22 protein-coding genes and 1 pseudogene are annotated in these 24,898 nt (G+C 66.0%); 9 read left to right on the top strand and 14 right to left on the bottom strand.

What is annotated here, in order from left to right; all coding sequences use genetic code 11:
* Positions 1-255: 255 nt before the first annotated feature.
* A complete protein-coding gene (gene yfcF, locus A7W11_RS06740) occupies positions 256-891 on the top strand; it encodes a glutathione transferase (protein WP_066410249.1) in 636 nt (211 codons plus the stop codon).
* A 152-nt stretch (positions 892-1,043) separates the two neighbouring features.
* On the opposite strand, the gene A7W11_RS06735 is transcribed toward yfcF, so the two are convergent.
* The 5 genes and pseudogenes from A7W11_RS06735 to A7W11_RS06725 all read right to left on the bottom strand — a co-directional run bounded on the left by A7W11_RS06735 (position 1,044) and on the right by A7W11_RS06725 (position 4,666).
* Complete coding sequence (locus tag A7W11_RS06735; protein ID WP_066410248.1) at positions 1,044-1,364, bottom strand: contact-dependent growth inhibition system immunity protein; 321 nt, start codon at positions 1,362-1,364, stop codon at positions 1,044-1,046.
* A gap of 9 nt (positions 1,365-1,373) precedes the next feature.
* A pseudogene (locus A7W11_RS27910) lies at positions 1,374-1,670 on the bottom strand (RNase A-like domain-containing protein); the annotation flags it as partial.
* Positions 1,671-1,682: 12 nt separating this feature from the next.
* Positions 1,683-2,312, bottom strand: coding sequence for a hypothetical protein (locus tag A7W11_RS27905; protein WP_156523018.1), 630 nt, complete (start codon positions 2,310-2,312; stop codon positions 1,683-1,685).
* 183 nt (positions 2,313-2,495) lie between these two features.
* Positions 2,496-3,482 carry an ornithine cyclodeaminase family protein gene (locus A7W11_RS06730; RefSeq protein ID WP_082887146.1) on the bottom strand — a complete coding sequence of 329 codons (987 nt, stop codon included), beginning with the start codon at positions 3,480-3,482 and terminating at the stop codon, positions 2,496-2,498.
* Positions 3,483-3,502: 20 nt separating this feature from the next.
* Complete coding sequence (locus tag A7W11_RS06725) at positions 3,503-4,666, bottom strand: DSD1 family PLP-dependent enzyme (RefSeq protein WP_066410246.1); 1,164 nt, start codon at positions 4,664-4,666, stop codon at positions 3,503-3,505.
* Positions 4,667-4,759: 93 nt separating this feature from the next.
* On the opposite strand from A7W11_RS06725, the gene A7W11_RS06720 reads away from it, so the two are divergent.
* Positions 4,760-5,662: a LysR family transcriptional regulator gene (locus tag A7W11_RS06720; protein WP_066410245.1), complete on the top strand. Its 903-nt coding sequence runs from the start codon at positions 4,760-4,762 to the stop codon at positions 5,660-5,662.
* A 140-nt stretch (positions 5,663-5,802) separates the two neighbouring features.
* A complete protein-coding gene (locus A7W11_RS06715) occupies positions 5,803-6,255 on the top strand; it encodes a DUF2214 family protein (protein ID WP_066410244.1) in 453 nt (150 codons plus the stop codon).
* A gap of 81 nt (positions 6,256-6,336) precedes the next feature.
* On the opposite strand, the gene A7W11_RS06710 is transcribed toward A7W11_RS06715, so the two are convergent.
* Positions 6,337-7,443, bottom strand: a complete 1,107-nt coding sequence (locus A7W11_RS06710; RefSeq protein ID WP_066410243.1) for a hypothetical protein — start codon at positions 7,441-7,443, stop codon at positions 6,337-6,339.
* Positions 7,444-7,610: 167 nt separating this feature from the next.
* On the opposite strand from A7W11_RS06710, the gene A7W11_RS06705 reads away from it, so the two are divergent.
* Entirely contained in the window at positions 7,611-8,564 is a 954-nt protein-coding gene (locus tag A7W11_RS06705; RefSeq protein WP_066410242.1) for a helix-turn-helix transcriptional regulator, read from the top strand.
* Between the two features lie 105 nt (positions 8,565-8,669).
* Positions 8,670-10,763 (top strand): TonB-dependent siderophore receptor, encoded by a 2,094-nt coding sequence (locus A7W11_RS06700; RefSeq protein ID WP_066410241.1) that lies wholly within the window; start codon positions 8,670-8,672, stop codon positions 10,761-10,763.
* A 200-nt stretch (positions 10,764-10,963) separates the two neighbouring features.
* Here the strand turns inward: A7W11_RS06700 and gltA are convergent, their stop codons facing one another.
* The 7 genes from gltA to A7W11_RS06665 form a co-directional block, all read right to left on the bottom strand.
* Positions 10,964-12,268 (bottom strand): citrate synthase, encoded by a 1,305-nt coding sequence (gene gltA, locus A7W11_RS06695; RefSeq protein ID WP_066410240.1) that lies wholly within the window; start codon positions 12,266-12,268, stop codon positions 10,964-10,966.
* Positions 12,269-12,289: 21 nt separating this feature from the next.
* Entirely contained in the window at positions 12,290-12,550 is a 261-nt protein-coding gene (locus tag A7W11_RS06690; RefSeq protein WP_066410239.1) for an FAD assembly factor SdhE, read from the bottom strand.
* 33 nt (positions 12,551-12,583) lie between these two features.
* Positions 12,584-13,300, bottom strand: coding sequence for a succinate dehydrogenase iron-sulfur subunit (locus A7W11_RS06685; RefSeq protein ID WP_066410238.1), 717 nt, complete (start codon positions 13,298-13,300; stop codon positions 12,584-12,586).
* 20 nt (positions 13,301-13,320) lie between these two features.
* Entirely contained in the window at positions 13,321-15,099 is a 1,779-nt protein-coding gene (gene sdhA, locus A7W11_RS06680) for a succinate dehydrogenase flavoprotein subunit (protein ID WP_066410237.1), read from the bottom strand.
* 3 nt (positions 15,100-15,102) lie between these two features.
* The gene (gene sdhD / locus A7W11_RS06675) at positions 15,103-15,483 is read right to left on the bottom strand and encodes a succinate dehydrogenase, hydrophobic membrane anchor protein (protein ID WP_066410236.1); all 381 of its coding nucleotides are present in this window, start codon (positions 15,481-15,483) and stop codon (positions 15,103-15,105) included.
* Complete coding sequence (sdhC, locus tag A7W11_RS06670; RefSeq protein ID WP_066410235.1) at positions 15,484-15,897, bottom strand: succinate dehydrogenase, cytochrome b556 subunit; 414 nt, start codon at positions 15,895-15,897, stop codon at positions 15,484-15,486.
* Positions 15,898-16,038: 141 nt separating this feature from the next.
* Complete coding sequence (locus tag A7W11_RS06665; protein WP_066410234.1) at positions 16,039-16,827, bottom strand: GntR family transcriptional regulator; 789 nt, start codon at positions 16,825-16,827, stop codon at positions 16,039-16,041.
* A gap of 256 nt (positions 16,828-17,083) precedes the next feature.
* Here A7W11_RS06665 and A7W11_RS06660 point away from each other — a divergent pair, with 256 nt between their 5' ends.
* Together A7W11_RS06660 and prpB are read left to right on the top strand one after the other, a co-directional pair.
* Positions 17,084-18,073 (top strand): malate dehydrogenase, encoded by a 990-nt coding sequence (locus tag A7W11_RS06660; protein ID WP_066410406.1) that lies wholly within the window; start codon positions 17,084-17,086, stop codon positions 18,071-18,073.
* 265 nt (positions 18,074-18,338) lie between these two features.
* Positions 18,339-19,232, top strand: coding sequence for a methylisocitrate lyase (prpB, locus tag A7W11_RS06655; RefSeq protein ID WP_066410233.1), 894 nt, complete (start codon positions 18,339-18,341; stop codon positions 19,230-19,232).
* Positions 19,233-19,285: 53 nt separating this feature from the next.
* On the opposite strand, the gene A7W11_RS06650 is transcribed toward prpB, so the two are convergent.
* Positions 19,286-20,755: a short-chain fatty acyl-CoA regulator family protein gene (locus A7W11_RS06650; protein WP_066410232.1), complete on the bottom strand. Its 1,470-nt coding sequence runs from the start codon at positions 20,753-20,755 to the stop codon at positions 19,286-19,288.
* 232 nt (positions 20,756-20,987) lie between these two features.
* Between A7W11_RS06650 and prpC the strand changes: the two genes are divergently transcribed.
* Both prpC and acnD read left to right on the top strand, forming a co-directional pair.
* Positions 20,988-22,217, top strand: coding sequence for a bifunctional 2-methylcitrate synthase/citrate synthase (gene prpC, locus A7W11_RS06645; RefSeq protein ID WP_066410231.1), 1,230 nt, complete (start codon positions 20,988-20,990; stop codon positions 22,215-22,217).
* A 115-nt stretch (positions 22,218-22,332) separates the two neighbouring features.
* Positions 22,333-24,898, top strand: a 2,566-nt coding sequence (gene acnD / locus A7W11_RS06640; RefSeq protein WP_066410230.1) for a Fe/S-dependent 2-methylisocitrate dehydratase AcnD, incomplete at its 3' end; no start/stop codon positions are given.

The following is a 24,898-nucleotide window of genomic DNA, read 5'->3' as shown; positions in this document are numbered from 1 at the left end:
GGCCTCGATGAACGGCCCCCGGCACTCGGACCCACGTCCGGCTGCCGGGAATCCGTTCCTCGGGCCGTCTTTTTTTGTGCCGCAGGATCGTGCCGGCGCGGGCGTCTCGCCCTTGATCCGGGCTGGGATGACGGCAAGACGCTCGCGCACTTGCCTATTCTTGCGCATCGTTGCGCCACGCCGCGCCACGGACCTCGCGCTCCGGTAAAGTAGCCGCTGCCCACACCCAACGGGCCCAAGCACCAGGAGAATGCTTTGCAGGACGCCAAACTACGGCTCTACGTCGACGCGCAATACGCCAGCCCCTACGCCATGTCGGCCTTCGTGGCTCTGAAAGAGAAAGCGCTGCCCTTCGATCTCGTAACTCTCGATCTGGGCAAGCAGGAGAACCTGCACCCCGACTATGCGGACACCTCGCTCACGCGCCGCGTGCCCACCCTGCTGCATGGCGGCTTCTCGCTGTCCGAGTCCTCGGCCATCACCGAATACCTGGAAGACGTCTTCCCCGGCGCCACCCCCGTGTACCCCGCGGACGCACAGCAGAAGGCCCGCGCCCGCCAGGTGCAGGCATGGCTGCGCAGCGACCTGATGCCGATCCGCGAGGAACGCACCACCGTGGTCGTGTTCTATCGTCCCGAGAAGAAACCGCTGTCCAGCGCCGCATTGGCCGCCGCGCAGAAGCTGTTCGCCGCCGCGGAATCGCTGCTGGCGCACGGCCAGCCGAACCTGTTTGGGAAGTGGAGCATCGCCGACGCGGATCTGGCGTTGATGCTGAACCGTCTGGTGCTCAATGGCGACACGGTGCCGCAGCGGCTGGTCGAATACGCCAATCGCCAATGGCAGCGTCCGTCCGTGCAGGAATGGGTGGGGATGAAGCGGCCGGCGCTCTGATTAGCCTAGGCAATCGCTGCGTCCAAACTGGCGTGCCTCGCCGTCCGCTTCCAACCGCCCGAGCAGATCAAGCTCCCTTTTGAGCGGCCCAGGATACGTACTGATGCAGCGTGCCGCCCCCGGCAGGCCGCATCAGTAAACAGAAAACGAAATCACACGGGACGCAGCGGTGCGAGGTCGATGTGGGCGCGGAATTGATCACGCACGTCGAGCAGGAACGCTCTGGCTTCGGCGTCGTTCTGGCCAATGATGAACATCGGAGCGAAGTCTGCATTGAAGGCCGCAAGCAGACCTGCCGGGTGGTCGCTCAGATACCGATCGATCTGCTCGATTGACCGTTCGACATCATCTCGCCAGGTGGTCCGAATGTATTGGTCGACGACTTCGGCCTCTGTATCATAGTCAGCATCCCAGTCTGGGTGAAAATAGCCGTTTATCAAAGTATTCAAGAGCTTGTATTCGGCATTGTTCATGGACAGGCGTCAAAAAATAGCCGGGAATGCCGACAAAACATAATAAATCTTGCCATCAATGGATTTTTTCACCAGAACGATACGAACCTTTGACATAGGTATATATTCTCCCGTCTCTCGAACGACCCCCATGCCTATACGGCCCGGCGCATCCCATACAAACGGCTGTGGTTTACCAGGAGTCGCAGTCCTGGCCCATTTAGCAATCTCAGAACGCTTGGCTCTCAAGCCCAATGCCACGGCCCTTTCTGCATCTGCCAACGAGTCGAAGCTGGACGCCGCAGGCAAACGGCGTTGCTCGCGAAGCCGAACCCTGAGTTATTCTTCAGTAAGTCCGACGTGACGTGCGATCGTATGGCCTCCATAGGCTTCATGTGTGGCCAAGCTGATCCTGCCGGCTCGTATTGTCGCAATCCTTGCCGCCGCCAAGCCGCTAGCAACGGCCAATGGGACCACCAGGTCGACGCCGCGTCCGATACGTTCAGCTGTGGCTCGATCCACACCGAGAAGTTCCGCAAGCGCGGTAGCGCCATCGTTCGTCAGCGTATTTGTTTCGAGTCCGGTCCACGCTTGGCGAACCCCGGCCTGAAAAGTGTCGGTACCATGAGCAGTCAACAAGCCCCCGCCGAATTTGGTCAGCGTAGTGGGCTCGGGCATCAGGAGCAACGCTCCACCGCCAAGCACTTCCAACGTCCCGAAAATGGCTCCAGCCGATCCCCAGGCACGATTTGAGAAAGTCGGCTCCTCGAAAGTGCCATTGGAAAGAACCATCGCCAATTGCGGCGGCGTCAAGACAATAGTTAAGCCATCCTCTTCGACCAACGCTCCTTTAAATCCACCAGGATCGTCGCAGAAAATAACACCAAACGTCATTAATAAAACAGCAGCAAACGTATCGGATTGGCTATTTAAGTAATAAAATGCACGATTGCGGCTCTGTGTACCCAAGCGCCATCGTTTATGCCAAATACTCGAAACTAATGTCCGAGACGCATGGCCGGTTACGCCTGCCACCGACCGCAAGGCCTGGAAAAATCGCACTGCAGCGCCGGAATACGATCACGACCCTTCCGTCACTGACGGAAACCGGATCGAGGACATCCGGCTCCAAGCAGAACCGGCGCCCCAGTCTCATCCCACCGACCGCCAGGGCCAGGGGATGACGACGCCCACGCCTTCCTGCGACGCCCGCCGATAAAGCATCCGCGCCACCGTCAAATCCTGCAGCGCGATGCCGGTCATGTCGAACACGGTGATCTCCGCGGGGTCTTCCGAACGCCCGGCTTGCGCGCCATCCAGCACCGCGCCGATCTCGACGCACGCCGTGTCCGGCGCCCATTGCAGCTCGCCGATCTGGCGCGATTGCGCGGCATCATCCACGTACACGCGCGCACGCGGCAGCAGTCCTTCGGGCAGCTCACGCTTGCCCTTGGTATCCGAACCGACCGCAGTGACGTGCGTGCCCGGCCGCACCGACTCGGCGCGGAACAACACCTTGGCCCCCGGCGTGGCGGTGATCACCACGTCGCTTTCGGCCACCGCGGCATCGCCATCGACGGCATGCCGCAAATCGACCTGCCCGTCGAAGCGCCGCTCGAACGCCGCGTCCGGCTTGCCGTCGAAGGTCATGTAGCGCACGCGCTTCAGATGCGGCAGCGTGCGCAGCGCAAAGCGCAGCTGGATCGCCGCCTGCACGCCCGCGCCGAACAGGGCCAGCGAGGCGCTGTCCTGCCGCGCCAGCCGGGCCAGGCCCAGGCCGCCGGCAGCTCCGGTGCGCAGCGTGGTGATGGCGTTGCCATCCAGCAGGCAGTACGGCCGGCCCGTCGCGGGATCGAACAGCATCACCGTGGCCTGGTGCGGCTCGCCGCCCTGCTGCCGGTTGCCGGGCCAGAAGCCGGCGGCCTTGTAGCCCAGCAGGTCCTGGCTGGCCACGTCGCCCGCCTTGATGCCGAATACGCCACCCATATGCAGCGGCTCGCGGATCACCGGAAACACCCGGCCCTGCGCGCGGCTGTGCAGCACGAAGGCCTCGGTCACGGCCTCGGACACCTCGTCCATGCCCAGCAGCGTGTCCACCGCGTGCATGTCCAGGATCAGCAACGTGTCTTGCTTGTGCATCGTCATGGCAGTCTCTTCGCTTACCAGCCGCGGAACCGCGTCCAGGTGGCCACGACCTCGGGCGAGTCGCCGCGCACCACCTGATAGGCGTCGTGCTGCGCGCCGGTGGCGCAGGCGTGGTTGGGCAGGATGCGCAGGCGCGTGCCCAGCGGCAGGTCGGTCAGCGCCGCCTTGCTGCCCGGACGCAGCGTGATGATGCCCTGCTCCTGGTTGGTCTCTTTCAGCACCAGGTCGCCCAGCGGCTGGCCGGCCAGGTCGCAGACCACGCCGTAGTACTGGTCCACCGCCTGCTTCGAAGTGCCGCGGTCGCGCGACATGGCCATCCAGCCGGCGTCCACCAGGATCCAGCCCTTCTCGGCCTGATGGCCGATCACGGTGGTCAGCACCGACAGCGCCACGTCCTGCTGCGCGCACACGTTCAGCCCCGCCATCACCAGATCGAAGAACACGAACACGCCCGCGCGCACTTCCGTCACGCCGTCCAGGTTCTCGGCATACATGGCCGTGGGCGTCGAGCCCACGCTGACCACCGGACACGGCAGGCCAGCGGCGCGCAGCGTCTCGGCCGCATCCACGGCGGCGCGGCGTTCCTGCTCGGCCATGGCGCGGATGCCGTCCACGTCGGCCGCGTTGTACGACTCGCCCGCGTGCGTCATCACGCCGCGCAGCTCGGCGCCGCCTTCGTGCAGCGCGCGGCCGATGGCCTGCAATGCCTCCGTCTGGTCGGGACGCACGCCGGCGCGGTGGCCGTCGCAGTCGATCTCGATCAGCGCGGGAATGGCCGTGCCCTCGGCACGCGAGCGCTCGGCCACGGCCTGCGCGCCGGCCAGGCTGTCGACCACCACCGTCAGGTCCGTGCCGCGCGCACGCAGCGCCAGCACGCGGTCCAGCTTGGAGGCCGAGATGCCCACGGCATACAGGATGTCGCGCACGCCCGCGTCCGCGAACTGCTCGGCTTCCTGCAGCGTGGAAACGGTGGCCGGGCCCTGCGGCGACGCCATCACGCGCAGCGCCACCTCGATGGACTTCGGCGTCTTCAAGTGCGGCCGCAGCGTCACGCCCAGCCGCGCCATGCGCGCCTTCAGGCGGTCGATGTTGGCGGTCATGCGCGGCTCGTCCAGCACCAGGCAGGGCGTGTCCAGGGTATCCAGGGTGGCGCCGCCGGGCGCCTTGGGGGTGGTCATGGTCTATCTCCAGTTCAACTGACCGAGTATGCCCCGGTGCGATCCGCCTGGTGTTTAATTGAAACTACACCCTTTATTAAGATCAGGCTAACCATGCTGAACAGCGACGACCTGGGCTTCTTCCTGGTCCTGGCAATGGCTTCTACCTTGGCCGACGCAGCGCGCAAGCTGGACGTCACTCCCTCAGCCGTCACCCAGCGGCTCAGCGGCCTCGAAAAACGCCTGGGCATCGGCCTGATCGACCGCTCCGGCCGCCGCATGGCGCTGACCGACGAAGGCGAGCTGCTGGCCGAGCACGCGCGCCGCATCTGTGGCGACATCGGTGGACTGGCCGACATGCTGGCCAGCCGGCGCGGCCAGGTCTCGGGCCACCTGAAAGTGGTGGCGCCGTTGGGCTTCGGGCAGCATCACGTGGCGCCGGTCATCGCGCGCTTTCGCAAGCAGCACCCGGAAATCACCGCCACCCTGCTGCTGTCGGACCGGCCAGCCAGCCTGGCCGCCGACACCTGGGACGTAATGATCCACATCGGCGAACTGCGCGATTCGGCGCTCGTCATGCACCGCCTGGCGCGCAACCGGCGAATCCTGTGCGCCGCGCCGTCCTATCTGAAGCGGCGCGGCACGCCGAGGCACCCGGACGACCTGCGCCAGCACGACTGCATCGCCCTGCGCGAGAACGACGAGGACGTCACGCTCTGGCGCTTCCATCACGACGAGGGCGGCACGGCGGCGCTGCGCATCGAGCCCGCGCTGGCGTGCAACGACGGCAGCACTGCACGCCAATGGGCGCAGGCGGGCATGGGCGTGCTGGTGCGCTCGCAGTGGGACGTGGCCGACCTGCTGCGGCAGGGCCGGCTGGTGGCGCTGCTGCCGGGCTGGCGCCTGCCCGACGCCGACATCGTCGCCCTGGTGGCGTCGCGCAAGGCGCGTTCGGCGCGCACCGAGCAGTTCCTGAAGCTGCTGCACGAGATGGGCGACGGCGCGCCCTGGCTATAGGCTGGCCAGACGCGGATGCCGCTTGAGGCACGCAGCTGTGCCGTCGTGCATCGGCGCCATCTGGCCTGCGCTGTCGATACCCTCTCGTGGTACAAATCCCCGGCGTGCCGCGCTGGCCGCCTAATACGCTTGGAGCTCTCATGTTGCTGGACGCCCTGCTCGCCTGGTTTCACTTCCTTGCCCTGTTCGTGCTGGTGGTGCTGCTGACCGCCGAAGCGGTGCTGCTGCGGCCCGGCATGTCCCCGGACACCGTGTCGCGCCTGGTGCGGTACGACCGCCTGTACGCCGTCTCCGCCGTCGCCGTGCTGGTCACCGGCCTGCTGCGCCTGACGCTGGGCGCGAAAGGCATTGCCTTCTACACGCCCAATCCGTGGTTCCACGCCAAGATGGGCCTGTTCGTGGTGATCGGCCTCTGTTCGATCCCGCCCACGCGGCGCTTCCTGCGCTGGCGCAAGCACGCGCAAGAGGATCCGGCCTTCGTGCCGGCGCGCGGCGACATACTCGGCGCACGCCGCTGGGTGATGATCGAATCGCACCTGTTCGTGCTGCTGCCGCTGTGCGCGGTGATGATGGCGCGCGGCGCGGGCCTGTAGGCACTGTCCACACGGCGACACGCATGACCGAGCACGAACTGCTGGCCGACGCCGACGCGCGCGGCCCCCACGCCGGGCTCGCTACCTGGCCGCTTGCGGGCAGTTGACCGGCCCGGGCGTCACCACGCCGTCCACTTCCAGCCTGGGATACAGCTCGATCATGAGCTTCTCGTTGGCCACGACGTCCAGCACCGTGCCGTCCAGGCGCTGCAGCACCGACGAGCCCGCCCGCACGGCCGGGCCGTCGTCGCGCGGAGCACTCATGCCGAGATACGGGGTGAAGACCCAGGCGCCCGGCATCCGGCGGCTCAAGGGATAGCGCAGCATCTGCACCTCGGTTTCCGCCGGATAGTGCATCGGGCCCAGGCGCGTCGGGCAGGCCAGCACGCCGTACGCCACGCGCACCAGGCGCCGCTGGGCGTCCAGGTGCAAGGCGGGATGGCCCAGCAGCAGTCCCTGCACCGCCAGGGGTTCGGGACCGTCCACACTGACCGACCAGCGCACGGGCTCTGTCTGCGTATCGCCGTAGGCGGCGTCCGTGCGAGCGTGCAATTCCGCGCCCGCCGGCAACACGATGTCGCCCACGCGGTTGCCGCCGGCCAGCAGGCACTTGTCGAAGCCGATGCGCGCGCCCTTGTCCTGGGCGTCGAAATCGAGCTTCTTCGAGGCATCGCATTGCCAGCCGGACACGTCCTGCGCACCCTGGCCCCAGACCGTCACGCTGCCGGGATAACGGTTGATCTCGTTGAACTGCTCGTCGTAGTCGGAGGACAGCGTGCGCCGGATGCGCGTGGCCTGCACACCGTAGGCCGATACCGGCGCATCGAACTCGGCCAGCACGAACGTGTCCAGCCGCCCTTCGCGGTCCAGCTCCAGGCGCGTGCCCGCCGGCATTTCCACCCCGCCCAACGTCTGCGCCTGCGGCAAGGTCACGCGCAGCGCCGCCTCGCGCCGGGCGCTTTCGCGGCCGCTGGCGATCAGGATGTACTCGAACGAATAGCCGGGCACCGACAGCACGGCCAGCGCCACCAGGATGCCGATGTTGCGCCGGGGTTTCTTCATCAGCCACTGGCGCGAACCCTTGCTGAATGCCAGCAGCACCAGCCAGGAAATCAGCCACAGTCCCAGCACGAAGGACAACAGCAGCAGAAGAATGCTGGCAGCGGAAGGAACTGCGATCGGAATCATGCCGGCGATGATATCGCCGATCGAGGCTCGCGCAACGCGCCAGCCTTGCGGACCAGGACAGACTTCGATCCACCGAGTGTCGCGTTATTGCCAAAATCGCGGACGCGGCATCGTGAAACAGGCCGACAAAATACAATGCGTCTCGGTTCTCTTTTCAGGCCCCTTTCATGCACGACCCGGCATCCCACGCTCCGTTGCGACAATTGTCCGTCAGCGACCTGCTGGGTTTCGGCCATCGTTTCGGCATCGACTACCACTTTCCTTTATTGTGCCCGGCCAGCAGCCGCGAGGTGCTGCGCGGCAGCGTGCATGAAGTGACGTTCCCGTCGGCGCTGAACCTCACGCACTCCTGCCTGGAAGTGCTGCAGCCCTACGAGTCGCTGTCCACGCGCGCCACCTCGTTCTTCCTGCTGGTGGTATTGCAGGGCCGGGTTTCACTGGATATCGCGGGCCGGCACTACGACCTGCAGCCGGGCGTCGCCCTGGCGGCCGACCTGGGCCCGGACAGCGTGCTGCATGCCGTGCACGCGCACCAGCAGCAATTGGAGACCGTCACCCTGGCCCTGGACACGCAGGACGCAGCCGCCCCCGACTCGCTGTCGGGCCTGCTGGCCGGCTGGCAGGAACAGCACGGCGGGCTGCCGCGCCTGTGGCGCCTGCCCGCAACCTTGTCCCAATCGCTGCGGCAATTGCAGCAGTTGCCTGGCATGAACCCGCTGCAACGGCGCCTGCTGACCGAGGGACTGGCCCTGCAACTGCTGGCGCATGGCGTAGGCGAAATCGGCGGCGCCCGCGCCGCGCCCCTGTCGCCCGGCGAGCGGGAGCGGATCGAAGCCGTACGCCGGCAACTGGACCTGGCGCCCCAGCAAGACTACACCCTGGAACAACTGGCGGCCCAGGCCGCCATGAGCCCCAGCAGCTTTCGCAGCAAGTTCCGGCTGTGGGTCGGCGCGCCGGTCTTCGACTATCTGCGTGACCTCCGACTGGCGCTGGCGCGCCAGTATCTGCTGCAGGGCTATTCCGTGCAGCAGGCCGCGCACATGTGCGGCTATCGCCACGCCACCAATTTCGCCACCGCCTTTCGCAAGCGCTACGGCTCGCCCCCTCGCGACCTGTGCTGAGCCGCCGCGCTGAACGCCGCGCATACGGAACTGATCGGGCCGCATAGCTCGCCGGAACCGCAAATAAGAATAATTCCGATTATTTCCCAATCAGAGAGCGTGACGATGTTTCGCAAGACCAAGCTATCCCTGGCGATCTCCCTGCTGGCCGCCACCTCCTGGGCGCAGGCCCAGGCTCAGGCCACCGGCAACGCCGATACGCAGACACTGCAAGCCGTCACGGTGACCGCCCAGCAAGGCGCGACCAAGTCCCTCACGCCCGTGGTGGAAACGCCGCAGGCCGTCACCGTGATCGACCGCGAGCAGATGCAGGCGCAAGGCGCCACCAGCGTGCAGCGCGCCACGGCCTATACCGCCGGCGTGTTCAGCAACCAGGTGGGCGCTTCCAACCGTTTCGACTACATCGTGCTGCGCGGCTTCTCCGACGGCAGCCTGGGCAACACCTATCTGAACGGCCTGAAGATCCTGGGCGACACCAATTCGCACAGTTCGCTGGTGGTCGACCCCTGGTTCCTGGACAGCGTGGAAGTGATCCGCGGTCCGGCCTCGGTGCTGTATGGCCAGTCGTCGCCCGGCGGCATCGTCGCGCTGCAGACCCGCAAGGCGGACTTCGACGCCAGCCGCGAGATCGAACTGGGATTCGGCGACAAGCACCAGGCCTATGCGGCCTTCGACATCAACCAGCCGCTGCAAAGCGGCGACGTGGCTTTCCGCCTGGCCGGCAAGGCTCGCCGCACCGACACGCAGGTCGATCACGTCAAGGAAGAGCGCTACGCGCTGATGCCCTCGCTGACCTGGAAGATCACGCCCGACACCACCCTGGACGTGATGGCCTATCTGCATCGCGATCCCGAAGGCGGCTACCACTCGGGCCTGCCGTACGAAGGCACGGTCGTGCCGTACAACGGCCGCAAGCTCTCGCGTTCGTTCTTCGAGGGCGAGCCCGATGTGGAAAAGTACAAGCGCAACCAGAACCTGGTGGGCTACGGGCTGGAGCATCACTTCAACGACAACCTGAGCTTCCGGCAGAACCTGCAGTACCTGGAGTCCGAGGTCGAACTCAGCCAGGTGTACGCCTATGGCTGGGCCTCGCCCACCACGCTGAACCGCTATTTCTCGGGCAGCAAGGAGAAACTCAACGCCCTGTCGGTGGACAACCAGTTCGAACTGCGCCTGAACACCGGCCCGGTCGCGCACACGCTGCTGACCGGCATGGACTACCAGTGGCGCGAGAACGACGTCAGTTGGCCCTCGGGCGCCTATCCCGCCATCGATGCCTTCGATCCGTCGTATGGCGCGTCGGCCACGGCCATGTATCCGCCCACGCGCGAGGCGCACAAGCTGAAGCAGACCGGCTTCTACGCGCAGGACATCATGGCGTGGGAAAACTGGCGCCTGTCGCTGGGCGGCCGCTACGACAAGGTCGACATCCGCAGCAAGAACCTGGACACCGGCGTGACCAGCAAGCTGAACGACTCGCAGTTCAGCAGCCGCGCCGGCCTGCTCTACCGCTTCGACAGCGGCTTCGCGCCGTACGTCAGCTATTCCACGGCCTTCACGCCGACCAATTTCGTGGACGTGCAGGGCAATCTGCTCGAGCCCATGGAAGGCAGGCAGGTCGAGGCCGGCGTGAAGTACCAGGCGCCAGGCACCCGCAGCACCTATGGCATCGCCGTGTTCAACATCAAGCAGAAGAACGTGGCGACCAAAGAGCAACCCACCGATCCGTACCGCGCCGTGGGCGAGATCGAATCCGAGGGCGTGGAACTGGAAGCCAATACCTGGCTGACGAAGCAGTTCAACGTGCTGGCCAGCTATACGTACAACGATGTGCGCTACAGCAAGAGCGACGACGGCAACCAGGGCAATCGCGCGGTGTATGCGCCGAAGCACCTGGCCAGCGTGTGGGCCAACTATCACCACACCGGCGCCCTGCAGGGGCTGAACACGGCGCTGGGCGTGCGCTACGCCAACGGCATCGTGTCGGACCGCGCCAATACCCACGTGCTGCCGTCGTACACGCTGCTGGACCTGGCGGTGGGCTACGACTTCAAGGCCCTGGGCGTGCAGGGCCTGAGCGCCCGCCTGAACGTGCAGAACCTGCTGGACAAGAAATACGTGGCCGCGTGCAACTCGCTGGAGTTCTGCTATTACGGCGCCGAACGCACGGTGACGCTGAGCATGAACTACAAGTTCTGATCGCGCGCTGCCGCCCGCCAAGCGGCACGCGAATGCAATGCATGCCCCTTCGGCCCAGGCCTGAAGGGGCATTTTTGTTCTGATGTCCGCGGGGTCGCCCGGAAAGAAAAAGCCCCCGAACATCGGACAGGCGTCCGGCATTCGGGGGCTTTGCTGCTGCCGGGCCGGACTGAAGCAGCCCGTTCCGGCAGCGCGGCGTCTTAGCGCTGCGTGGGCACGTCGCGGGTGACGTGGCCGGTGAACAGCTGGCGCGGACGGCCGATCTTGTAGTCGGGATCGGACAGCATTTCGTTCCACTGGGCGATCCAGCCCACCGTGCGGGCCAGCGCGAAGATGGCCGTGAACAGCGAGGTGGGGATGCCGATGGCGCGCTGCACGATACCCGAGTAGAAGTCGACGTTCGGGTACAGCTTGCGCTGCACGAAGTACGGATCTTCCAGGGCGATGCGCTCCAGTTCCATGGCCAGCTTGAACAGCGGGTCGTTTTCCAGGCCCAGGGCGGCCAGCACTTCCTTGCAGGTTTCCTGCATCAGCTTGGCGCGCGGATCGTAGTTCTTGTAGACGCGGTGGCCGAAGCCCATCAGGCGCACGCCCGAGTTCTTGTCCTTGACCTTCTCCATGAACTCGCCGACCTTGTCGATGCCGCCGTTGGCTTGCAGCTCTTCGAGCATCTGCAGGCAGGCTTCGTTGGCGCCGCCGTGAGCCGGGCCCCACAGGCACGCCACGCCGGCCGAGATGGCGGCGAACGGGTTGGTGCCCGACGAACCGCACAGGCGCACGGTCGAGGTGGAGGCGTTCTGCTCGTGGTCGGCGTGCAGCACGAAGATGCGGTCCAGCGCGCGCTCGACCACTTCGTTGACCTTGTAGTCTTCGCACGGCGTGGCGAACATCATGCGCAGGAAGTTGCCGGTGTACGACAGGTCGTTGCGCGGGTAGATGAACGGCTGGCCTTGCGAGTACTTGTACGCCATCGCGACCAGGGTCGGCATCTTGGCGATCAGGCGGATCGCCGAGATGTGGCGGTGCTCGGGGTTCGTGATGTCGGTCGAGTCGTGATAGAAGGCCGACAGCGCGCCCACCAGGCCAGTCAGCACGGCCATCGGGTGCGCGTCGCGGCGGAAGCCGCGCAGGAAGAAGTGCAGTTGCTCGTTGACCAGCGTGTGGTGCGTGACCTGCGTGTCGAAGTCCTTCTTCTGCTCGCCGTTGGGCAGTTCGCCGTTCAGGATCAGGTAGCAGATGTCCAGGAAGTCGCAGTTGACGGCCAGTTGCTCGATCGGGAAGCCGCGGTACAGCAGTTCGCCCTTGTCGCCGTCGATATAGGTGATGCCCGATTCGCACGCCGCGGTCGACATGAAGCCCGGGTCGAACGTGAACATGCCGGTCTGGCCGTACAGCTTGCGGATGTCGACCACATCGGGACCGACAGTGCCCTTGTACACGGGGAACTCGACGGAGGGGCTACCGTCCGAGAAGGACAGGGTGGCTTTTTTGTCAGACAGGTTCATCACAAATATCCTCAAGTTGGATCAGAGCTCGCGCATCCGGCCAATGATGACGCGCAACGCGGGCGTGTCGTACACGCCCTCGAGTTCTTTGCGCGCCAGCAGTACGTCGAGCAGGTCGTTGTCGCCCATCTCGAAGAGCTGCGTCAGCTCGGCTACGTCTTGATCGGTAAGCTGGTCCTCGTAGGCATCCAGATACCGCGTAATGATGAGGTCGTTCTCAAGCAGACCGCGACGCGCCCGCCAACGCAGGCGCGCCCTTTGCAACTCGGTCAGGCCGCTCATTTCAATTTCCTCACCTTGTAAAGCATCCTCGGACTAGACCGTCCGGCGAACCATCAGTTCCTTGATCTTGCCGATGGCCTTCGTCGGATTCAATCCCTTCGGACAGACGTCGACGCAGTTCATGATGGTGTGGCAGCGGAACAGGCGGTACGGGTCTTCCAGGTTGTCCAGACGCGAGCCGGTGGCTTCGTCGCGGCTGTCGGCGATGAAGCGGTAGGCTTGCAGCAGGCCGGCCGGACCGACGAACTTGTCCGGATTCCACCAGAACGACGGGCAGGACGTCGAGCAGCAGGCGCACAGGATGCACTCGTACAGGCCGTCGAGCTCTTCGCGGGCCTCGGGCGACTGCAGGCGCTCGCGTTCGGGCGGCGGCGTGTCGTTGATGAGGTACGGACGGATCGAGTGGTACTGGTTGAAGAAGTGCGTCATGTCCACGATCAGGTCGCGGATCACGGGCAGGCCGGGCAGCGGCTTCAGGACGATGGGCTCCTTCAGCTCGCGCAGGTTGGTCGTGCAGGCCAGGCCGTTCTTGCCGTTGATGTTCATGGCGTCGGAACCGCACACGCCTTCACGGCACGAGCGGCGCAGGGCCAGGCTGTCATCGACGTCGTTCTTGATGCGCACCAGCGCATCGAGCAGCATCTTGTCGGTGGGCTGGAGTTCGACTTCCAGCTTCTGCATGTACGGACGCTCGTCCTTGTCAGGATCGTAGCGGTAGATTTCGAACTTGACGATACGCTTGTTGCTCATGGTTTTGCTCGGATCCGGTCTTAGAAGGTACGCGCCTTGGGCGGGAAGGACTCGACCGTCATCGGCTTCATCTGCACCGGCTTGTAGTCGAGGCGGCTGCCTTCCGAATACCACAGCGTGTGCTTGAGCCAGTTCTCGTCGTCGCGAGTCGGGTGGTCGTCCAGCGCATGGGCGCCGCGGCTTTCGGTGCGGGCGGCGGCCGACTTGATGGTGGCGCGGGCCACTTCGGTCATGTTGGCCAGTTCCAGCGCCTCGACGCGGGCGGTGTTGAACACCTTCGACTTGTCCTTGAAGGAGATGTGCTTGGCCTGCTCGGCCAGCTCTTCGATCTGGCCCACGCCTTCGTTCAGCAGTTCCAGCGTGCGGAACACGCCGCAGTGGCGCTGCATCGAGAAGCGGATGGCGTTGGCCACGTCCTGGGTCTTTTCACCCGTGGCGCGGCTTTCCAGTTCGTTGACGCGGTTCAGCGAGAAGTCGAGGGACTCCTTGGGCACCGGCTGGTGCGAACGCACGCGCTCGGGGTGCGAGCTCACGATGTGGTTGCCGGTGGCGCGGCCGAACACGATCAGGTCCAGCAGCGAGTTGGTGCCCAGGCGGTTGGCGCCGTGCACCGACACCGCGGCGCATTCGCCGATGGCGTACAGGCCGTTGACGACCTTGTTCTCGCCGTTGATGTTCTCGAGCACCTGGCCATGATAGTTGGCCGGAATGCCGCCCATCTGGTAATGGATGGTGGGAACGACGGGGATCGGTTCCTTGATCGGATCGACGTTGCCGAACTTGATGGCGATCTCGCGGATCGACGGCAGGCGCTTGTTGATCACGTCGGCGCCCAGGTGGTCGAGCTTGAGCACGACGTAGCTGCCGTCCGGACCGCAGCCGCGGCCTTCCTTGATTTCCTGGTCCATCGAGCGCGACACGAAGTCGCGCGGCGCCAGATCCTTCAGCGTGGGCGCGTAGCGCTCCATGAAGCGTTCGCCATCCTTGTTCAGCAGGATGCCGCCTTCGCCGCGCACGCCTTCGGTGATCAGCACGCCCGCGCCGGCCACGCCGGTCGGGTGGAATTGCCAGAATTCCATGTCCTGCAGCGGGATGCCGGCGCGCGCCGCCATGCCCAGGCCGTCACCGGTGTTGATGAAGGCGTTGGTGGAAGCGGCCCAGATACGGCCCGCGCCGCCGGTGGCCATCACCGTGGTCTTGGCTTCGAGGATGTAGATCTCGCCCGTTTCCATTTCGAGGGCGGTCACGCCCACGACGTCGCCGGCTTCGTTGCGCAGCAGGTCCAGCGCCATCCATTCGACGAAGAACTGGGTGCGGGCCGAGACGTTGCGCTGGTAGAGCGTGTGCAGCAGCGCGTGGCCGGTACGGTCGGCGGCGGCACAGGCGCGTTGCACCGGTTTTTCACCGAAATTCGCGGTGTGTCCACCGAACGGACGTTGGTAGATGGTGCCGTCCGGATTGCGGTCGAACGGCATGCCGAAGTGTTCCATCTCGTACACGGCGCTGGGGGCTTCGCGGCACATGAATTCGATGGCGTCCTGGTCGCCCAGCCAGTCCGACCCCTTGACGGTGTCGTACATGTGCCAGTACCAGTTGTCTTCGCTCATGTTGCCCAGCGAGGCGCTCACGCCGCCCTGCGCCGCGACGGTGTGCGAGCGGGTGGGGAACACTTTGGACAGGACGGCGACGGACAGGCCGGCCTGGGCCAGTTGCAACGAACAGCGCATGCCGGCTCCGCCGGCGCCCACGACCACCACATCAAACTGGCGGCGCGGCAAGGATTTGGTGACAGCGACCACGGCTTAGATTCTCCAGAGGATTTGCGCGAAATAGACGACGGAACCGATCAGCCACAGAAGGGTCAGCACCTGCAGCAGCAGACGCACGCCGACCGGCTGCACATAGTCCATCCAGATGTCCCGCACGCCGATCCAGGCGTGATAGGCCAGCGCAAAGAAAGCGAGCGTCGCCAGGAGCTGGCCGACGGGCAGCGCGAACACGTGGAACGTGAACAGGGCCTGCCAGTGTTCGAAGGTGAAGGCCGGCATGGCGAGCGCGCCGACGATCAGCACCAGCGTGTACACGGCCATGATGACCGCGGTGATGCGCTGGACGATGAAGTCCATGGTGCCGTAGTGCGCGCCGACGACCAGGCGCTTGGGACCGTAATTGTTGGCAGCCATTTAGAACGCTCCGAACAGTTTGAGGGCGAACACCGCGGTCAGGGCCAGGCTGACGCCGAAGACCACGCCCGCGCTTTTCCTGGCCGACTGCTTGTCGATGCCGATATGCAGGTCCAGGGCCAGGTAGCGGATGCCGGCACAGAAGTGATGCAGGTAGCCCCACACCAGCGCCAGCACGATCAGCTTGACCAATACGTTGTCGAGGTACTGGGCAACCTGCGCGAAGCTTTCGGCCGAGGTCACGCTGGCCGCGAACAGCGGCACGATGACCAACGGAAGACAGAGGAACAACAGCGCGCCGCTGACGCGGTGCAGGATGGACAGCTTGCCAGCCAGGGGCAGGCGGTAGCTGAGGATTTGCGGAACGCTGATATTGCGAAACTGCGGACGCGGCTTAGCAGCTGAGTCGGACATTGACGGCCTCGATGTTTCGGAACTAGGGAAATCGTGACGGCGAAAGAACGTGGTGGTCGGGAAGGACCGCCCCGTCAAGGGCAAACCCCGCTATTTTCGCCCAGAGATCGGCTTGGTATCAAATGGTGCGGAAAATAATCATCAATTAAGGCTATTGCGATAGTGATAGTGATCGGTGAGATACAACCCCCGCCGCACTTCCATGGGGCGATCCCCGTAGGTGTACGAGATGCGATCGACCTGCAGCAGCGGCATGCCCGCCTGGACCTGCAGCAGTCCCGCGATTTCGGGGGTGGCGGCCACGGCGCGCAGCTTTTCATCGGCGCGGACCATGCTCACGCCGAACTCGGATTCGAACAGGCCATACAGGGGCGCCTTGTTGGCCGTCAGCAACTCGAAGGTCAGGCCGCGGAAGGCGCCGCCCGGCACCCAGATGTCGTCCACCAGGATGGGCGACTGGTTCATGCAGAGCAGGCGGCGGATGGTGACCACGGTTTCGCCGGCGCGCACGTCCAGGGCGCGGGCGATCTCGGCCGGAGCGCGCACGCGGCGGCATTCCAGCACGCGGCTCTCCGCGCGGCGGGCGTCCGCGCGGCCTGCTTCAACGGGTTCGTCGGGAGCCAGGCGCAGGAAGCGGTAGCGCACGCGCGCTTCGTGATGGGTGGCGACGAAGGTGCCCTTGCCCTGGCGGCGCAGCAGCAGGTGCTCGGCGGCCAGTTCATCGACCGCCTTGCGCACCGTGCCCTGGCTGACCTGGAAACGGGCCGCCAGATCGATTTCGCTGGGGATGAGCTCGCCGGGCTTCCATTCGCCGCGATCCAGGCTCTGCACCAGCAGCGCCTTGATCTGGCGGTAAAGCGGACTGAATGCGGCGCCCTCGGCCGCCGGTCTGGCGGCGCGCAAAAGAGGTTGGGGCCGGGAGTCTGCCATGGATATACGAGTGGATTTCCTGTTCATCCGCCGGGTGGATACCTGGCTTCCGAACAAACAGCGCATTGTCGCACAGCCAGCGGACCCCTGTCCAACGTCTTATGTCTTATATAAGATATAAGATAGATTGACGCATACGTAAATCCGATCTAGGATGCCGTCCATTCAGAGGCCACGCGCGACCCGCGCAGACAGGTCCAGGGATTACACTCATAGGCGCGATTTTTCGCCCTACCCCCTTACCGGAGATATGTTCATGTCTAAGCCCGCCATGCGAGTCGCCGTCACCGGCGCCGCCGGCCAGATTGGTTACGCCCTGCTGTTCCGCATCGCCTCCGGCGAGATGCTTGGCAAAGACCAGCCGGTCATCCTGCAACTGCTCGAGATCCCCGACGAGAAGGCCCAGAAGGCGCTCAAGGGCGTCATCATGGAACTGGACGACTGCGCCTTCCCGCTGCTGCAGGAAGTCACCGCGCACAGCGATCCGCGCACCGCGTTCAAGGACGCCGACGTGGCCCTGCTGGTGGGCGCCCGCCCCCGCGGCCCCGGCATGGAGCGCAAGGACCTGCTGACCGTCAACGCCCAGATCTTCACCGCCCAGGGCCGCGCCCTGAACGAAGTCGCCAGCCGCGACGTCAAGGTGCTGGTGGTCGGCAACCCGGCCAACACCAACGCCTACATCGCCATGAAGTCGGCCCCGGACCTGCCGGCCAAGAACTTCACCGCCATGCTGCGCCTGGACCACAACCGCGCGCTGTCGCAACTGGCCGCCAAGTCGGGCAAGGCCGTCGGCGACATCGAGAAGCTGATCGTGTGGGGCAACCACTCGCCCACGATGTACCCGGACACCCGTTTCGCCACCATCGCCGGCGAAAACCTGGACAAGCTGATCAACGACCAGCAATGGAACCGCGACACGTTCATCCCCACCGTGGGCAAGCGTGGCGCCGCCATCATCGACGCGCGCGGCCTGTCGTCGGCCGCCTCGGCCGCCAACGCCGCCATCGACCACGTCCGTGACTGGGTCCTGGGCAGCAACGGCAAGTGGGTCACCATGGGCGTGCCCTCGGATGGTTCCTACGGCATCCCCGAAGGCATCGTCTACGGCGTGCCGGTCACCACCGAAAACGGCGAGTACAAGCGTGTCGAGGGCCTGGAAATCGACGCCTTCTCGCGCGAGCGCATGGACTTCACGCTGAAAGAGCTGCTCGAAGAGCGCGACGGCATCAAGGACCTGCTGAAGTAAGCAAGTCCGCCGCGGCGGCCCGAAGGCATAGGCCTCACGGGCCCGCCCGGCAACCGGTGGACCGGGGCGCTCGTCCCGGCACACCGCGCGGATGCCCCGATCCGCACCGCCCGAGCCGCCTCTCGCGGCGGCAATAAACCTGCCCCTTCGTCCCCCGCGGGCCCTGCAAGAGGCAGCTTTATTGCCGGCACCGGAATGCTTCCCGTGCCCACGACGACCGCGCGCCCTCCCCGCGACGCGCGGCGCACCAAGCGGAGACCCACGCATGTCCAGACCCGAATCCCCCGGCGCCCTGTTCCGCCGCGCGCTTGCCGAAGAAAAGCCCCTGCAGGTCATCGGCGCCATCAACGCCAACCACGCGCTGCTGGCCAAGCGCGCCGGCTACCGCGCCATCTACCTGTCGGGCGGCGGCGTGGCCGCGGGCTCGCTGGGCCTGCCCGACCTGGGCATCAACACGCTGGACGACGTGCTGACCGACGTGCGCCGCATCACCGACGTGTGCGACCTGCCCCTGATGGTCGACATCGACACCGGCTTCGGCCCCTCGGCGTTCAACATCGCCCGCACCGTCAAGAGCCTCATCAAGTTCGGCGCGGCCGCCTGCCACATCGAGGATCAGGTCGGCGCCAAGCGCTGCGGCCATCGTCCCGGCAAGGAGATCGTCTCCACCGAAGAGATGGCCGACCGCGTGAAGGCCGCCGCCGACGCGCGCACCGATTCCGATTTCTTCCTGATCGCCCGCACCGACGCCATCGCCTCGCACGGGGTGGACGCCGCCATCGAGCGCGCCCTGGCATGCGTCGAGGCTGGCGCCGACGCGATCTTCGCCGAAGCCGCCTACGACCTGCCCACCTACGAGCGCTTCGTGAAGGAAGTGAACGTGCCCGTGCTGGCCAACATCACCGAGTTCGGCAAGACGCCGCTGTTCTCGGTCGAGGAACTGGGCAGCGTGGGCGTGGGCATCGTGCTGTATCCGCTGTCGGCCTTCCGCGCCATGAACAAGGCGGCCGAAGCGGTCTATACCGCCATCCGCCGCGACGGCCACCAGAAGAACGTGGTCGACCTGATGCAGACGCGCGACGAGCTGTACGACCGCATCGGCTACCACGCGTTCGAGTCGCAGCTGGACAACCTGTTCCAGCAGGGCAAGGCCAAGTAAGACCGCTTGAAACCGGTCCGGCCCACGCCTCGTGCGCCGGACCGCGCCAGGCCCTACTCCTGATCCGCCATCGGATACGGCACGAAGCCGGTCTGGTCCTCGCGGGTTCCCAATTCCCGGCCGATGTACGGAAACGCGCGCTGCGGACACGCGGGTCGTTCGCACACGCGGCACCCCATGCCGATCGGCGTGGGCACGTCGGGATCGCCCAGGTCCAATCCCCTTGCATACACCAGCCGGTGCGCGTGCTCGACGTCGCAGCCCAGCGCCACGGCAAAGTGCTTGCCCGGCTGCCCGAAGCCCGCGGGCTGGCGCGACACGGTACGCGCGACCCACAGGTAGACCCGTCCGTCCGGCATGCGCGCCAATTGGCGGCGCACGCGCCCCGGATGCGAGAACGCCTCGTAGACGGCCCATAGCGGACAGGTTCCGCCCACCCGCGAGAAATGGAACTGCGCGGCCGACTGCCGCTTCGACACGTTGCCCGCCCGGTCGACCCGGATGAAGAAGAACGGCACGCCGCGGTCCTGTGGCCGCTGCATGGTGCTCAGACGGTGGCAGACGGTCTCGAAGCTGACGCCGAAGCGCTGCCCCAGCAGTTCGATGTCGTAGCGCAGCGTCTCCGCCGCGTCGCGGAACCGGCCGTACGGCAGGATCAGCGCCGCCGCGAAATGGTTGGCCAGCCCGATGCGCACCAGCTTGCGCACGGCCTCGGCGGAGAAACGCGGCGCGTCGGCCATGCGGTCCAGCGTGGGACGCAATTCCAGGAAGGCCAGTTGCACGGCCATCTGGAAGGCCCGCTGGCCGGGTTCCAGTTGCGGCGACAGGCTCAGCGTCCGGCCGGCGGCATCGTAGCGGCGCTGCCAGGCGGTGCGCTCGGCGGGCGTCTCGACGGTGACGCCATGCTGCTCGTGCAGGCGCCGCGCCAGGAGGCCCGGCAGGTCGGCCGGCGCGGCGCCGTCCAGGCCCCACGCGGCGTGGCTTTGCTCCGCCCGGATATCGAGCTCGGCGAAGTGATTGTGATGCGTGAAGAAGAAGTCGCGCGCCTCTTCGTAGGGCTGGGCCGGCAGGGCAATGCCGACGCTGCGCGGCGACCGGCTGTCCTGCTCGGGATACGACACTTCCGCCGCCGCCTCCAGGCGCTCCAGCGCCTCGCGGTGACGCCGGTGCAGCTGGATCAGCGCACGGCCCACGGCCGGCATGTTGGCCGCGATCTCCTGCATCTCGGCGTGCGAGATGCGCGCTTCGTCGCGCCCGCCCATCGACGAGGCCGGCATGGTGTCGGCCACTTCGCGCAGCGCGGCCACCATGCGGGCCTGCTCGTCATCGGAGAACGAGCGGGCATCCACGCCCAGCACTTCGCTCATCAGCAGCAACACGCGCATGGTCAGCGGCCGCTGGTTCTGCTCGATCTGGTTCAGGTAGCTGGCCGACAGGCCCAGCATCTTGGCCAGCGCCGCCTGCGTCAGGTTGCGCTCTTCGCGCAGGCGCCGCAGCCGGACGCCCATGAAAATCTTGCGCATCGCCCGGCGCCGCCATGTGTCATAGGGAAGCGGTCATATTATTCGCAAACTTTGCAAACTGAAAACCCGGCCTTTACCAACCTTCACCGCATTCCGGGTGACAGCCCCTACACCGTTGCGTAGACTGCGAAGACACCTCGCCGCCCATGCCGGCGCCCGCGGCCTGTCGTCCGCGATCAGGCGCGAGGCGGGCAACGCGTGTCCCGATCATCGCCAAGGAGACTGCACCACCATGAGCACCGCCCCCAAGAAGCCATCGGCCAAGCAAGCAGAAAAGCCCGCCGCGAAATCCGAGGCCGCTGCGGCCGCCACGGACGCGGCGCCCGCCGGCTTCAAGCCCAAGAAATCCGTGGCGCTGTCCGGCGTGGTCGCGGGCAACACCGCGCTGTGTACCGTCGGCCGCACCGGCAACGACCTGCACTACCGCGGCTACGACATCCTGGACTTCGCCGACGTGGCCGAATTCGAGGAAATCGCCCACCTGCTGGTGCACGGCAAGCTGCCGAACAAGGCCGAGCTGAAGGCCTACAAGGAAAAGCTGCGCGCGCTGCGCGGCCTGCCCGCCCAGTTGCAGAACGCGCTGGAAGCCCTGCCCGCCGCCAGCCACCCCATGGACGTGATGCGCACCGCCGTCTCGGTGCTGGGCTGCGTGCTGCCCGAGAAAGACGACCACAACCTGCCCGGCGCACGCGACATCGCCGACCGCCTGATGGCCAACCTGGGGTCTGCCCTGCTGTACTGGTACCACTACAGCCACAACGGCCGCATCATCGACGTGCAGACCGACGACGACAGCATCGGCGGCCACTTCCTGCACCTGCTGCACGGCAGGAAGCCGTCGGACGACTGGGTGCGCGCCATGCACACCTCGCTGATCCTGTACGCCGAGCACGAATTCAACGCCTCCACGTTCACCAGCCGCGTCATCGCTGGCACGGGCTCGGACATGTATTCGGCCATCACCGGCGGCATCGGCGCGCTGCGCGGCCCCAAGCACGGCGGCGCCAACGAAGTGGCGTTCGAAGTGCAGAGCCGCTACGAGACGCCGGACGAGGCCGAGGCCGACATCCGCCGCCGGGTGGAAAACAAGGAGGTCATCATCGGCTTCGGCCACCCTGTCTACACGATCTCGGACCCGCGCAACAAGGTCATCAAGGAAGTGTCGCGCAAGCTGTCCAAGCAGGCCGGCAGCACCAAGCTGTTCGACATCGCCGAGCGCCTGGAAACCGTGATGTGGGACATCAAGAAGATGTTCCCCAACCTGGACTGGTTCTCGGCCGTCAGCTACCACGTGATGGGCGTGCCCACCGCGATGTTCACGCCGCTGTTCGTCATCGCGCGCACGGCCGGCTGGTCCGCCCACATCATCGAGCAACGCATCGACAACAAGATCATCCGCCCCACGGCCAATTACACCGGTCCGGACGATCTGAAGTACGTACCCATCGGCAAGCGCCCGTAATCCCGCGCGGCCGGGGATTGCAAGCACCCGCCGGCAGGAATTGCCGGCGGGTGACTTCGATACGCCCGCATCCCATGCATTCCGGCCCGCCGACGGCCCCGGAGACACGCCCGTCATGAACACGAACTACCGCAAACCGTTGCCCGGCACGCAGCTGGACTATTTCGATGCCCGCCAGGCCGTCGAGGACATCCACGCCGGCGCCTGGGCCACCCTGCCCTACACCTCGCGCGTGCTGGCCGAGAACCTGGTGCGCCGCTGCGATCCCGCCACGCTGACCGACTCGTTGCGCCAACTGATCGAACGCCGCCGCGACATGGACTTCCCCTGGTATCCGGCGCGCGTGGTCTGCCACGACATCCTGGGCCAGACCGCGCTGGTCGACCTGGCCGGCCTGCGCGACGCCATCGCGGACGCCGGCGGCGATCCCGCGCAGATCAACCCGGTGGTGCCCACGCAGTTGATCGTCGACCACTCGCTGGCCGTGGAATATCCGGGTTTCGACCGCGACGCGTTCGAGAAGAACCGCGCCGTGGAAGACCGCCGCAACGAAGACCGCTTCCACTTCATCAACTGGACCAAGCTGGCCTTCCGGAACGTCGACGTGATCCCGCCCGGCAACGGCATCATGCACCAGATCAACCTGGAGAAGATGTCGCCGGTCGTGCAGGTGCGCGACGGCGTGGCCTTCCCGGACACCTGTGTGGGCACCGACAGCCACACGCCGCACGTGGACGCGCTGGGCGTGATAGCGGTCGGCGTGGGCGGCCTGGAGGCCGAGAACGTGATGCTGGGCCGCGCCTCGTGGATGCGATTGCCGGACATCGTCGGCGTCGAGCTCACCGGGCGCCCGCAACCCGGCATCACCTGCACGGACATCGTGCTGGCCCTGACCGAATTCCTGCGCCGCGAGAAAGTGGTGGGCGCCTACATCGAATTCCTGGGCGAAGGCGCCAGCGCCCTGACCATCGGCGACCGCGCCACCATCTCGAACATGACGCCGGAATTCGGCGCCACCGCCGCGATGTTCTACATCGACGGCCAGACCATCGACTACCTGCGCCTGACCGGCCGCGACGACCAGCAGGTCAAGCTGGTCGAGACCTACGCGAAGCAGGCCGGCCTGTGGGCCGACAGCCTGAAGCACGCCGAGTACGAGCGCATGCTGGGCTTCGACCTGTCCACCGTGGTGCGCAACATGGCCGGCCCGTCCAACCCGCACAAACGCGTGGCGACCACCGATTTGGCCGAGCGCGGCATCGCCGGCCCCTGGGAAGAGACCCCGGGCCAGATGCCCGACGGCGCGGTCATCATCGCCGCCATCACCAGTTGCACCAACACCAGCAATCCGCGCAACGTCATCGCCGCCGCCCTGCTGGCGCGCAACGCCAACCGCGCGGGCCTCTCGCGCAAGCCCTGGGTGAAGACCTCGCTGGCCCCAGGATCCAAGGCCGTGCAGCTGTACCTGGAAGAATCCGGCCTGCTGCCCGATCTGGAAAAGCTGGGCTTCGGCATCGTGGCCTTCGCCTGCACCACCTGCAATGGCATGAGCGGCGCGCTCGATCCCGTGATCCAGCAGGAGATCATCGACCGCAACCTGTACGCGACCGCCGTGCTGTCGGGCAACCGCAACTTCGACGGGCGCATCCATCCCTACGCCAAGCAGGCCTTCCTGGCTTCGCCCCCGCTGGTGATCGCCTACGCCATCGCCGGCACCGTGCGCGTGGACATCGAACGCGATGCGCTGGGCACCGACGCATCGGGCCAGCCCGTCACGCTGAAGGACATCTGGCCCAGCGACGCGGAGATCGACGCGGTGGTGGCCGCCAGCGTCAAGCCCGAGCAGTTCCGCAAGGTGTACGAGCCCATGTTCACCTTCGCCACCGAGAACACCACGAAGATCAGCCCGCTGTACGACTGGCGCGAGCAGAGCACCTACATCCGCCGCCCGCCCTACTGGGAAGGCGCGCTGGCGGGCGAGCGCACGCTGTCGGCCATGCGTGCGCTGGCGGTGCTGGGCGACAACATCACCACCGACCACCTGTCGCCGTCCAACGCTATCATGGCCGACAGTGCCGCGGGCGAATATCTGGCGAAGATGGGCCTGCCGGAAGAAGACTTCAACTCGTACGCCACGCACCGCGGCGATCACCTGACCGCGCAGCGCGCCACCTTCGCCAATCCCAAGCTGATCAACGAAATGGCCGTGGTCGACGGCCAGGTCAGGCAGGGGTCGCTGGCGCGCGTGGAGCCCGACGGCCAGGTCACGCGCATGTGGGAAGCCATCGAGACCTACATGGAGCGCAAGCAGCCGCTCATCATCATCGCCGGCGCGGACTACGGCCAGGGCTCGTCGCGCGACTGGGCGGCCAAGGGCGTGCGCCTGGCGGGCGTGGAAGCCATCGTGGCCGAGGGCTTCGAGCGCATCCACCGCACCAACCTGATCGGCATGGGCGTGCTGCCGCTGGAATTCCAGCCCGGCACCGACCGCAAGACGCTGGCCATCGACGGCACCGAGACCTTCGACGTGATCGGCGAACGCGTGCCGCGCGCCACCCTGGAACTGGTCATCCACCGCCGCGACGGGCAGGACGTGCACGTGCCCGTCACCTGTCGCCTGGACACGGCCGAGGAAGTCTCGATCTACGAGGCTGGCGGCGTGCTGCAGCGTTTTGCCCAGG

The sequence above is a fragment of the Bordetella ansorpii genome, assembly GCF_900078315.1.
GTDB classification, from domain to species: Bacteria; Pseudomonadota; Gammaproteobacteria; order Burkholderiales; family Burkholderiaceae_B; genus Bordetella; species Bordetella ansorpii.
The sequence above is the reverse complement of the archived record's forward strand: the minus strand, read 5'-3'. Positions and strand labels throughout refer to the sequence as shown.

What these genes read in the sequence shown, in the direction of transcription:
- A7W11_RS06735 (WP_066410248.1), bottom strand. Translation starts at nt 1,364, where the DNA reads ATGAACAATGCCGAATACAAGCTCTTGAATACTTTGATAAACGGCTAT.
- A7W11_RS06730 (WP_082887146.1), bottom strand. Translation starts at nt 3,482, where the DNA reads ATGCACAAGCAAGACACGTTGCTGATCCTGGACATGCACGCGGTGGAC.
- A7W11_RS06725 (WP_066410246.1), bottom strand. Translation starts at nt 4,666, where the DNA reads ATGACCACCCCCAAGGCGCCCGGCGGCGCCACCCTGGATACCCTGGAC.
- A7W11_RS06720 (WP_066410245.1), top strand. Translation starts at nt 4,760, where the DNA reads ATGCTGAACAGCGACGACCTGGGCTTCTTCCTGGTCCTGGCAATGGCT.
- A7W11_RS06715 (WP_066410244.1), top strand. Translation starts at nt 5,803, where the DNA reads ATGTTGCTGGACGCCCTGCTCGCCTGGTTTCACTTCCTTGCCCTGTTC.
- A7W11_RS06710 (WP_066410243.1), bottom strand. Translation starts at nt 7,443, where the DNA reads ATGATTCCGATCGCAGTTCCTTCCGCTGCCAGCATTCTTCTGCTGCTG.
- A7W11_RS06705 (WP_066410242.1), top strand. Translation starts at nt 7,611, where the DNA reads ATGCACGACCCGGCATCCCACGCTCCGTTGCGACAATTGTCCGTCAGC.
- A7W11_RS06700 (WP_066410241.1), top strand. Translation starts at nt 8,670, where the DNA reads ATGTTTCGCAAGACCAAGCTATCCCTGGCGATCTCCCTGCTGGCCGCC.
- gltA (WP_066410240.1), bottom strand. Translation starts at nt 12,268, where the DNA reads ATGAACCTGTCTGACAAAAAAGCCACCCTGTCCTTCTCGGACGGTAGC.
- A7W11_RS06690 (WP_066410239.1), bottom strand. Translation starts at nt 12,550, where the DNA reads ATGAGCGGCCTGACCGAGTTGCAAAGGGCGCGCCTGCGTTGGCGGGCG.
- A7W11_RS06685 (WP_066410238.1), bottom strand. Translation starts at nt 13,300, where the DNA reads ATGAGCAACAAGCGTATCGTCAAGTTCGAAATCTACCGCTACGATCCT.
- sdhD (WP_066410236.1), bottom strand. Translation starts at nt 15,483, where the DNA reads ATGGCTGCCAACAATTACGGTCCCAAGCGCCTGGTCGTCGGCGCGCAC.
- sdhC (WP_066410235.1), bottom strand. Translation starts at nt 15,897, where the DNA reads ATGTCCGACTCAGCTGCTAAGCCGCGTCCGCAGTTTCGCAATATCAGC.
- A7W11_RS06665 (WP_066410234.1), bottom strand. Translation starts at nt 16,827, where the DNA reads ATGGCAGACTCCCGGCCCCAACCTCTTTTGCGCGCCGCCAGACCGGCG.
- A7W11_RS06660 (WP_066410406.1), top strand. Translation starts at nt 17,084, where the DNA reads ATGTCTAAGCCCGCCATGCGAGTCGCCGTCACCGGCGCCGCCGGCCAG.
- prpB (WP_066410233.1), top strand. Translation starts at nt 18,339, where the DNA reads ATGTCCAGACCCGAATCCCCCGGCGCCCTGTTCCGCCGCGCGCTTGCC.
- A7W11_RS06650 (WP_066410232.1), bottom strand. Translation starts at nt 20,755, where the DNA reads ATGCGCAAGATTTTCATGGGCGTCCGGCTGCGGCGCCTGCGCGAAGAG.
- prpC (WP_066410231.1), top strand. Translation starts at nt 20,988, where the DNA reads ATGAGCACCGCCCCCAAGAAGCCATCGGCCAAGCAAGCAGAAAAGCCC.